Raw genomic sequence first — 9,501 nt, 5'->3', positions numbered from 1 at the left:
CCCTAAAACAAAACTCGCAATCAGGTTGGAACACTAGTGTTCAGACTGTTATACTGCTCTAGGTTTTTTGCCTTATGCAAAATTAACGTCATTAATATTGATTTTTATACAATAAATTACCCCTCGCAATGACAAAACGCTGCACCCACAGCCCATACAAAGTGTAATTTAATAGTATTTTTATCATGGATGTCATTGCGAGGAGGCACGACGAAGCAATCTCATGACTTTAGTACTATTAGATTTAAGATTGCTTCGCTACACTCGCAATGACAAAAGGGTGACTCAAAATCAATGAATCCGCCCTCTTAATTTATTTTGATCAAAAAGATATATCAATAGGTATACACCGTTTTTATTTTAAATAAATGCTCTCCGTTTAAATAGTTTTTAAAGCTTTTTATTAATTCTTTTGGATAGCCTTCATCATCATAGCTGTACTCAAATTTATAAGGTTCTGCTGAAGGAATACTTCCCGAATAGGTCTTCTCCTGTGCAACCATATTGTTTTTAGACAGAAAAGATAAATAGATATTTGGCAAATTCATATGTACATAAGGGTTGATATTAAAATCATACTGGTAAGTTCCTCTTTCCCCTGCGTTCATACTGCTTCCTGAATCCTCTACCTTGTTACCTCCTTTTATCTTTAAGTTGTAGACCATAGTCCTACCGTTGGCAAAACATAATTAAAATTGATCTTTGCATGACCAGAAAGAAAGGTATGTTCAACATTAGCGTTTGTAAACTGATCATAAGAACTCTCTTTCATAGCAACAATTTTAGTCCCCTGAGCATTATAAGTCATTTCAAGATATCCAAATGGTACTCCCTGATCGTTTAAATAATTAATACGGCCGAGTTTTCCATTTGTATAAACATAAACTTTACTCCAGCTTAAACGCAGGTCACTATACTGTGGCAGTTTGTCATAAAAATCAATTTGCTTAAGATTGCCGTTTGGATCATAACTGTATATTGTTTTACCGGATGGCATATATCCTGCCTGGGTGAAGGTAAATTGCTCTTCAAGTCGCAATTTTTTTGATGACTTAGCTCCTCCCAAAGTATATACACCAGCTTCATTAAGCTGGTCTTTATTGAGGGTCATCTCATCTGACACTCCCCATTTACTGAGTTTAAACTGATATTTTACGCCAGATTTTGGCAGGAACACCTCATTTACTCCCCCTGCAAGCAAAGTATCCTTCTCGCTCAAATCCCCCCTTGAATCCCATCTGCTAAGTTTGAATAAAGCGGGGATATTATCATAGTTAATATCCCCTACCGTAATTACAGCCTGAAGTTTCACCTTAATAAATTTATTTTCATCCATAATTTGGACTTTGAAATCAGCAGTCTGATAGCCAAAGTTCTCTGCTTTATCTTGATTCAGAACTTTTGCAACTTCAACAGGAAGGTCAAAAATATCAGCATTCTCGAGTTTAAAACTGATGTTCAAAGGCTTTTGTACTTCTGAAGCTTTAGCAGAATTGGCCTTTGGTGCAGCAAATTGGGTGAAACTATCCCCATTGCTGATTATAAAACTGCTTATTTTATAATTTCCGGGATCAAGTTTAATTTTCTCTGTGACATACTTTCCGTTGAAGCTAATGGCCAGTTTTTTATTGCTCAATACATCTTCGTCCTTATCATTCTTAATCGTTACGAATGCAAATAAATCAGAAGTGTCATAAGCAGAACCATCAGGAAGGGGATCGAGCATGATTCTGAATGTATTCATCTCAAGCGGAGCCGGCAACTGCAGGTTACTCTCCTCTTTCACACATGAACTTAAGCCGATTAGAAGGCTCAATAGGTAAATAAAATTAAAATATTGTGATTTCATTTGATTGATATTGTACCATCAGGTGCAGATTTCGGTCAATAGGATTCCTGCACCGGATGGTGTTCTTTAAAAAATAGATGATTTGTTAATTGAGACCGGATATGAAATATTCCGGCAAGCCTGATCCGGTAGATTTTAATTCTTCACATACACCGGCAATTTTCTCGCTCTTAACTTTCGCTCAGAGCTGATTCTCGCAACTGCTTCTGATTTTGAAGAATGGTATAAAGAAAGACTCATATCATTCTCACTCGCACGTGCTCCTGGCACATAACCCGCAGAAGAACCGTTATTTAATACCCCACGCAATACTGAAGCACCAACATTAATACCGGCTGCAGCCGCTTCTGACATTATGCGCCTATTCTGCACCCTTGTACGGATGAGCATATCTGCACCCAGAATCTTTGCTAATTCGTCGGATGGAAGTTTCCAGGAATCTTTTATCGAAATTCCATTCTCCTGAAGTTTACTGTTGATTAAACGATAATCCATAAGCTTAACACTCCATTTATTTCGCAGATCAGCGCTTGTAGCATGGAATAAAAGGTCATCATAAATAGATTCCTGAATTTTGCTGCTCTGCTCAATTTCCATTTTGGAAACACGATCCGGTCCCCAATTCTTTGGCAAATTGCCTGTAAATATTACTTCAGCAGGAAGTACTGCCAAAATCTGGGTACCAGGTTCAGGCTTTGAAAAAAATGCTTTGTCTATATAGACTTTTGAACTACATGAGGCCAATAGTAAGAGGCCTGGCATTAAAAATTTAATAAAATATTTCATCTCGTAAAAAATAATAAAAACAGCCAGTCTTAATAAATATTGCATATTCAATAATCCGGAGTATTGAACATGTAACATCGGAATTCGGCTGCAAATATCCGATTGTCACATTTATATAGACGTTGAGGAATCGCTTTTCGTTACAAGCAGGTTAAAATTCTCTTCAAATATTTCATTTTGAGCAAAAAACCGAACATTAATAGAGTTTAAGTTCAAAATAACTAAATTCGCCTAATGAGTAAGTTAGCCACCGATTTCATCCATACCTCCGATACAAAAGCCTTTGATCTGGATCATCGCCGTATCATAAATTATAATATTGGTAAATATCATGTAGCTGTTGAACGGGGATTGTCAAAACTTGCCAATCTTGAAAATTCTAAACGAAAAGCTCATACCATAAAATGGAAGGTGATGGAAAATCTTGACAAACTTCTTCCAGAGTTTGAGTCAAATTTCCAGAGAAAAGGAGGCAAAGTAATTTGGGCGAATGATATAGAAGATGCCCAGAATGAAATCCTCCAGATCATCAAAAAAGCAGGGGCAAAAACGGTCATCAAATCCAAATCAATGGCTACTGAAGAAATTCATTTAAATGAATTTCTTGAAAAAAATCATATTGAGGCATTGGAAAGTGACCTCGGTGAGTACATCGTTCAACTATTAGGTCAGAAGCCTTATCATATTGTTACTCCTGCAATGCACCTGAGCAAGGAGGATATCGCAAAATTATTCAACGAAAAATTCGGAACTCCGATAGATTCTACTCCGGAACAGCTCACCATGAAAGCCCGCGAGCTATTGAGAGAGAAATACACTTCGTACGATATTGGTATTACCGGCGGAAATTTCCTGATTGCTGATAGTGGTAGCATTGCCCTGACAGAAAATGAAGGAAATGCTAGATTAACGACCACTTTCCCAAAAATCCATATCGCTATAGTTGGTATTGAAAAGGTAATTCCTACAATGAATGACCTGGATCTGTTTTGGCCAATATTGTCAAGCCATGGTACCGGGCAAAATCTGACTGTTTACAATACGATTCTGGGTGGTCCAAGACAAGGAAATGAAAGTGATGGACCAGAGGAAATGTATGTAATCTTACTGGACAATGGCCGTACCAACCTGCTTGCCCAGAAAGAGCAACGCCAGGCACTTTACTGCATACGATGTGGTGCTTGCCTTAATGCATGCCCTGTTTATAAAAATATAGGCGGTCATACCTATGAAACTACTTACAGCGGTCCGATTGGTTCGATCATCACCCCACACATGGCCGGCATGAAAGAATTCAAACATTTAAGTTATGCTTCAAGCCTCTGTGGAAAGTGTACAGAAGTATGCCCTGTAAAGATCGACATCCATAAAATGCTATTATTGAACAGAAGAGATTCTGTTCAGCAGGGATTAAGTCCATTTTCAGAAAACATGGGATGGAAAGGATGGAAAACGGGTATGTTGAAACGCAAAACGATGGATATGTTCGGGGGTAAATTCAAAAATTTAATGCTCCGTACTTTCTTTAAGAAAAGCTGGGGTAAACACCGTGAACTTCCAAAGGTGGCTGAAAAATCATTCAGTAAGCAGTGGAAGGAGAAAGATAAATTGGTTGGTTAATTGATAGTTGTTAGTTGGTTAGTTGTTAGTTGGTTGGAGAAATACTACTAATTGTCAAATGAGTACTATTTGTCTTGATTCCTGGTTCTTGGCACCAGGTACTCAATACTCAATACTCAATACTCCTCTCACGCACACTCAACCGACGTTCTGTTTGAAATTACGAGCCATCTACCTGTACTACCTACCTGAGGGACATTGACATTTGATGTCCTTCGATATTCACTTGGTGTCATATTCTTGATCTTCCTAAATTGTCTGTTAAAATTGGCCAGGTTATTAAAACCGCATTTGTAGGCAATTTCAACAACATTCTCATCCAGTTCACCCAATAATTTGCAGGCATGTCCAACTCTTACCTTATTCAAATACTCAACAAAAGTAACCCTATAATGCTCTTTGAAATAGTTGCAAAAAGTACTGACTGCCATATTCGCAACAGATGCGACTTCATTAAGGGTTATATCATGATCAAAATTTCTCAGGATGTAAGCATTAACCTTACTGAACTTATCCGAACAATCCAAAAGTCCGTGTTTCAGATAGCCCGGGCTTGCCAAAAGCTCATATTCATTACTTGCACACAGAATATCGAAGATCGACAGCAAGGAAGCAAGCCGCTGGATTCCACTCATTGTCTGCATTTCCTGCATTAAAGCGGCAATTTTATTCCTTGTATTTCCTCTTATTACCATCCCATGTTTGGATAGCTTTAAAAGGTTATTTATAGGTTCAATCTCGGGGAGGTTATAAAATTCTTTTCCCAAAAAATTTTCAACGAAATGAATAACAGTTGCCTCTGCAGTTAAATTAGCCTTTCCTTTAAAATATTGCGGATCATTAGTCCAGAGGTGCGGGAGTGATGGCCCCATTAAAACGAGATCACCTTCCATAAAATATCCGATATGATCTCCAACCTGGCGCACACCGGTACTTTTATTGACTAAGACCAATTCATATTCAGAGTGATAATGCCATGGACAAGGGAAAAACGGCCCTTCCTCCTTGAAAATAATGAACGATTTATCTAACTCTAGCGGGATGTGATACTGTAAAGCTTTCATGATAAAATCCTTTTAATGACCTAAACTAATTTAAACTATAAAATCAATAGAAATTGAATTAATAGAAGATAGTATCATAAATGTAAATAAAAGTAGCAGAAAAATGGCCTCAGGTAAGATAGTTTTGATAAATAGTTGGGAGGATAATACTTTATTATTGAAAATTCCGGATTAAGAAAAGGGCTTTGGTTTGATAATTATTAATCAGGAATAAATTTATCAGTTAGAATTTATAATGTCTTTAAGTTTAATGATAAATGTTATTTTAGTTAAAGAATAAATAATTTTTAATTAATTCTTGATTTAAGAGAATCCTACACAAAAAAATAAAAAAACCGTCATGCAAGCACAACTCAAAACTAAACTAGCATTATTTATGTTTCTGCAATATTTCATCTGGGGCTCCTGGTATGTAAGTATGGGAACATACCTTAGCAAAACGCTTCAATTTGAGGGAGCACAGATTGGGCTAGCCTATGGTGCCTTTGCTATTGGTGCAATGATTGCCCCATTCCTGGTTGGATTACTTGCTGATCGCTATTTTGCTTCTGAGAAGCTTCTGGCATTTCTTGGAATTACGGGTGGATTAATGCTGTTCGCTCTTCCAATGATGACAACATTCAGCTCGTTCTATCCAATGCTGATTATCTATTGCTGTACTTATGTGCCTACACTGGCTCTTGGTAATTCTCTCTCTCTCCGTCATCTGGATAACCAAAAGCGGGATTTCCCATTGGTTAAAACCCTTGCATCAATCGGCTGGATTGCTGCCGGTATAACCCTTAGTGTGGTCTTTAAAGGTGAACAGTCGGCTGTTCAGTTTTACGTTGCAGGAACAACTTCAATTATTTTCGGGCTTTTCTCACTCACTTTACCGCACACACCACCAATGAAAACCGGCAAGGATGTGAGTATGAGTGAAATTTTAGGGCTTGATGCATTGGCTCTACTCAAAAAGCCATCTTTCGCCATATTCATTTTATGTATGTTCCTGATCTGTATCCCGCTCTATTTTTACTTTGTGAACATGAACCAGTATGTGACCGAGTTGGGATGGGAGTTTAGTGCAGCTAAAATGTCATTAGCCCAGGTTTCGGATGTTGTTTTCCTGATTCTGCTGCCAGTAATGCTTAGCAGATTGGGCTATAAGAAAACCATCTTCATCGGTATTCTGGCATGGGCAGCACGTTATTTCCTTTTAGCCGGAAGTGTTGACGCAGTTTCAATGCAAACAATGATGGTCTTTAGTGCAATTTTACTACATGGTGTTTGTTATGATTTTCTATTCATTGCAGGACAACTTTATGTTGATGAAGAAGCCAATGAAAGGATGCGCGGTGCCGCTCAGGGACTAATTGCTTTCATACTTTGGGGGGTAGGTGCCTTTGTTGGGACAAACCTGGCAGGTATTTCTCAGCAAGCCAATACCCTTGCTCAGCCGATTGGGACAATTGCCCATGACTGGAGCAGTATATGGATCTACCCGGCCTGGGGGTCTGTTGCTGTACTTGTAGTGTTTCTTATATTCTTCCGTGAACCTAAAAAAGTTGTGAAAGTGGAGGTGGATAATAAATAGAAATGAGAAGGGGAAATGGGAAATAGTGAATAGGGACTTGATATCTATCGGGTGGGAAATTCGTAATTCGTAATTCGTAATTCGTAATTAGAAATTAACTATGGCCTTGAAATCTAAAATTCGCTGGGGGGTACTTAGCACTGCGACCATCGCATTAGAAAATGTTATCCCGGCTATGAAACAGGGACAATATAGTGAAATTGTTGCCATTGCCTCGAGGAATGCTGATAAAGCAATTAATGCTGCCACTTTGCTGGAAATTCCGAAAGCTTACAATTCATACAATAAGCTTTTGGCTGACCCGGAAATTGACGCAGTTTATATTCCACTACCGAACCATATGCATGTAGAATGGGCAATCAAGGCCTTGGAAGCCAATAAACATGTATTGCTGGAGAAGCCGATTGGCGTTTCCTCTAAGGAGGCCGAAAGATTAATAGTGGCTTCGCAGGGAAAGCCAGAACTAAAAATAATGGAGGCGTTTATGTACCGTCATCATCCTCAGTGGCAAAAAGCAAAAGAACTGGTGGAAGATGGTCAAATTGGAAAACTTAAATCTATCCATACATTTTTTTCCTATTATGATATCAATCCGGATAACATTTGTAACAAGGCATTATATGGTGGAGGAGGTTTATTGGATATTGGCTGTTATTGTGTTTCCTTATCACGATACCTTTTTAATCAGGAGCCAAAAAGGGTTATCGGTTTAACAGAAATTGATCCGGTATTTAAAATAGACCGCATGGCTTCGGGGATACTTGAGTTTTCTACCGGCACTTCAACTTTTACCTGTTCTATACAATTGATCCCATATCAGCGGGTTAATATATTTGGAGATACCGGTCGTATTGAAATAGAGATTCCATTTAATGCTCCATGTGATAGGGCCACCAGGTTGTGGCTTCATACCACAGATAGAACAGAGGAATTCACTTTCGATATTTGTGACCAATACGCAATTCAGGGTGATCTCTTTTCAAAAGCAATTCTTGACAATACAAAAGTTCCTACCCCACTTGAAGATGCCCTTAATAATATGCTGGTGATTGAGGGGGTTTTTAAGAGTTCTGAAAGTGGCAAATGGATAAGCCTGTAGCCTAAATTATTTTGAGATAATTAATTTCTTTTTAATTAATATAATTTCTTTTTAAGAGATTTTTATATTTTTCCTCTGGTCAGTGTTCTCACCGTACCATAAGCAATTTAAGTCAAATCCCATTCCTTCCGATTTTCCCTGGATAATAGCTGGTTAGCCTCTCTGTCATTTACAAACCGCTCTCTTCTGTCATTCCATTCCAGCTTTCTGCCTGATTTATAAGATATTATTCCGAGGTGCATAGGCAATGTAAGTTTACGGGCATATTCCAGATTAGACTCGGGTTGTGTACGTGATTTAACTGCATTCACAAAATTCTGCTGATGACCCGGTGAACGTTCAATTGTGATCGGTACATGGGTCAAATCAGGCATTAGCTCTCCTCCTATTCTGACTTCATGGGTATTATAATCACAAATCAAAGTACCCTTATCCCCCTCAAAATAAGCCCCAATATTAGAACGAGTGGCAGCTCCCGAAACATTTGGAACTGTGCTCGTCCAGTAAATATTTAAGTCTTCATACTCATAATCCACATCAATCCAACGCTGAACATTGGAAATGCCGGTATTTTGCTCGCCTCTGGAGTGGATGCTTTTTAAGCCCTGAGGCTGGAGTGCCCAATAAGCAACATCAGCGATATGCGACCAGAAATCACCGAAGACACCATGTCCGTAATCAGAAAAATAACGCCAGTTAAAATGACAGCGTTGAGGATCATATTCAGATACAGGAGCCGGGCCAAGCCACATATCCCAATCCAAATTCTTTGGAACAGGCAGATAGGCTGCAGGACCAAAATCGGGAGGAACACCGGTTTTCCATAAACGAACGGTATGAATTTTACCCAGGATTCCCGAACGAACAAGTTCCACCACACGATGATAATTATCGCCGGCATGAATCTGTGTGCCCAGCTGGAAAATCCGATCGTAACGCTTTAAATTCTTAAGCATTTCTTCGCCTCCCTTAACATCATAAGAAAGAGGCTTTTCACCATACATATCTTTACCGGCCTTAAATGCCAGAGTTGCAACCTGACTATGCCAATGATCAGGAGTCGCACAGCTTATCGCATCAATATCCTTGCGATCCAGTATATGCCTGAAATCTTTATAGGCCTGTGCTTTATGCCCCGGACGAAGGGTGTTCAGGGTTTGCATAGTTGAATCTAAATGAAGCTGATCCACGTCGCATAAAGCTACGATTTCGACTTCCGGAATTGCCGCAAACCACTTCATATGTGCATTGCCCATTCCACCCAGACCAATATGGGCGATTCGCAAACGATCACTGGCTGCTACTTTACGCAACATTCCAGGTAACATCAACATTCCCATACCGGCAATGCTTGTATTCCTGATAAAATCCCTACGGGTTGAATTCAGTTTCATAAACTAAGTATTGTATTTTATGATAAACAATGGTGATTTTTGCTTTGGGCTGTGGGTTGTGAGGTATCAGGTATCAGGTTTCAGCTATCAAATCTTAGCCAATACTCAAATTA

At 38.9% G+C, this 9,501-nt stretch carries 8 protein-coding genes; 3 read left to right on the top strand and 5 right to left on the bottom strand.

Annotated elements, in window-relative coordinates:
- Positions 1-335: 335 nt before the first annotated feature.
- The 3 genes from Q8M41_RS01785 to Q8M41_RS01775 form a co-directional block, all read right to left on the bottom strand.
- Entirely contained in the window at positions 336-665 is a 330-nt protein-coding gene (locus Q8M41_RS01785) for a hypothetical protein (protein WP_305363521.1), read from the bottom strand.
- Positions 650-1,849 carry a hypothetical protein gene (locus Q8M41_RS01780; protein WP_305363520.1) on the bottom strand — a complete coding sequence of 400 codons (1,200 nt, stop codon included), beginning with the start codon at positions 1,847-1,849 and terminating at the stop codon, positions 650-652. The genes Q8M41_RS01785 and Q8M41_RS01780 overlap by 16 nt, the downstream gene beginning before the upstream one ends.
- 135 nt (positions 1,850-1,984) lie before the next feature.
- Positions 1,985-2,611, bottom strand: coding sequence for a hypothetical protein (locus Q8M41_RS01775; RefSeq protein ID WP_305363519.1), 627 nt, complete (start codon positions 2,609-2,611; stop codon positions 1,985-1,987).
- 258 nt (positions 2,612-2,869) lie between these two features.
- Between Q8M41_RS01775 and Q8M41_RS01770 the strand changes: the two genes are divergently transcribed.
- The gene (locus Q8M41_RS01770) at positions 2,870-4,255 is read left to right on the top strand and encodes a LutB/LldF family L-lactate oxidation iron-sulfur protein (RefSeq protein ID WP_305363518.1); all 1,386 of its coding nucleotides are present in this window, start codon (positions 2,870-2,872) and stop codon (positions 4,253-4,255) included.
- A gap of 128 nt (positions 4,256-4,383) precedes the next feature.
- Here Q8M41_RS01770 and Q8M41_RS01765 read toward each other — a convergent pair whose 3' ends face one another.
- A complete protein-coding gene (locus Q8M41_RS01765) occupies positions 4,384-5,319 on the bottom strand; it encodes an AraC family transcriptional regulator (RefSeq protein WP_305363517.1) in 936 nt (311 codons plus the stop codon).
- 340 nt (positions 5,320-5,659) lie between these two features.
- On the opposite strand from Q8M41_RS01765, the gene Q8M41_RS01760 reads away from it, so the two are divergent.
- Entirely contained in the window at positions 5,660-6,895 is a 1,236-nt protein-coding gene (locus tag Q8M41_RS01760; RefSeq protein WP_305363516.1) for an MFS transporter, read from the top strand.
- Positions 6,896-6,995: 100 nt separating this feature from the next.
- Positions 6,996-7,994: a Gfo/Idh/MocA family protein gene (locus tag Q8M41_RS01755; RefSeq protein WP_305363515.1), complete on the top strand. Its 999-nt coding sequence runs from the start codon at positions 6,996-6,998 to the stop codon at positions 7,992-7,994.
- A gap of 107 nt (positions 7,995-8,101) precedes the next feature.
- On the opposite strand, the gene Q8M41_RS01750 is transcribed toward Q8M41_RS01755, so the two are convergent.
- The gene (locus Q8M41_RS01750) at positions 8,102-9,388 is read right to left on the bottom strand and encodes a Gfo/Idh/MocA family protein (protein ID WP_305363514.1); all 1,287 of its coding nucleotides are present in this window, start codon (positions 9,386-9,388) and stop codon (positions 8,102-8,104) included.
- Between the last annotated feature and the right edge of the window lie 113 nt (positions 9,389-9,501).

This window comes from Daejeonella sp., assembly GCF_030684675.1.
GTDB lineage: Bacteria > Bacteroidota > Bacteroidia > Sphingobacteriales > Sphingobacteriaceae > Daejeonella.
The sequence above is the reverse complement of the archived record's forward strand: the minus strand, read 5'-3'. Positions and strand labels throughout refer to the sequence as shown.

What these genes read in the sequence shown, in the direction of transcription:
- Q8M41_RS01785 (WP_305363521.1), bottom strand. Translation starts at nt 665, where the DNA reads ATGGTCTACAACTTAAAGATAAAAGGAGGTAACAAGGTAGAGGATTCA.
- Q8M41_RS01780 (WP_305363520.1), bottom strand. Translation starts at nt 1,849, where the DNA reads ATGAAATCACAATATTTTAATTTTATTTACCTATTGAGCCTTCTAATC.
- Q8M41_RS01775 (WP_305363519.1), bottom strand. Translation starts at nt 2,611, where the DNA reads ATGCCAGGCCTCTTACTATTGGCCTCATGTAGTTCAAAAGTCTATATA.
- Q8M41_RS01770 (WP_305363518.1), top strand. Translation starts at nt 2,870, where the DNA reads ATGAGTAAGTTAGCCACCGATTTCATCCATACCTCCGATACAAAAGCC.
- Q8M41_RS01765 (WP_305363517.1), bottom strand. Translation starts at nt 5,319, where the DNA reads ATGAAAGCTTTACAGTATCACATCCCGCTAGAGTTAGATAAATCGTTC.
- Q8M41_RS01760 (WP_305363516.1), top strand. Translation starts at nt 5,660, where the DNA reads ATGCAAGCACAACTCAAAACTAAACTAGCATTATTTATGTTTCTGCAA.
- Q8M41_RS01755 (WP_305363515.1), top strand. Translation starts at nt 6,996, where the DNA reads ATGGCCTTGAAATCTAAAATTCGCTGGGGGGTACTTAGCACTGCGACC.
- Q8M41_RS01750 (WP_305363514.1), bottom strand. Translation starts at nt 9,388, where the DNA reads ATGAAACTGAATTCAACCCGTAGGGATTTTATCAGGAATACAAGCATT.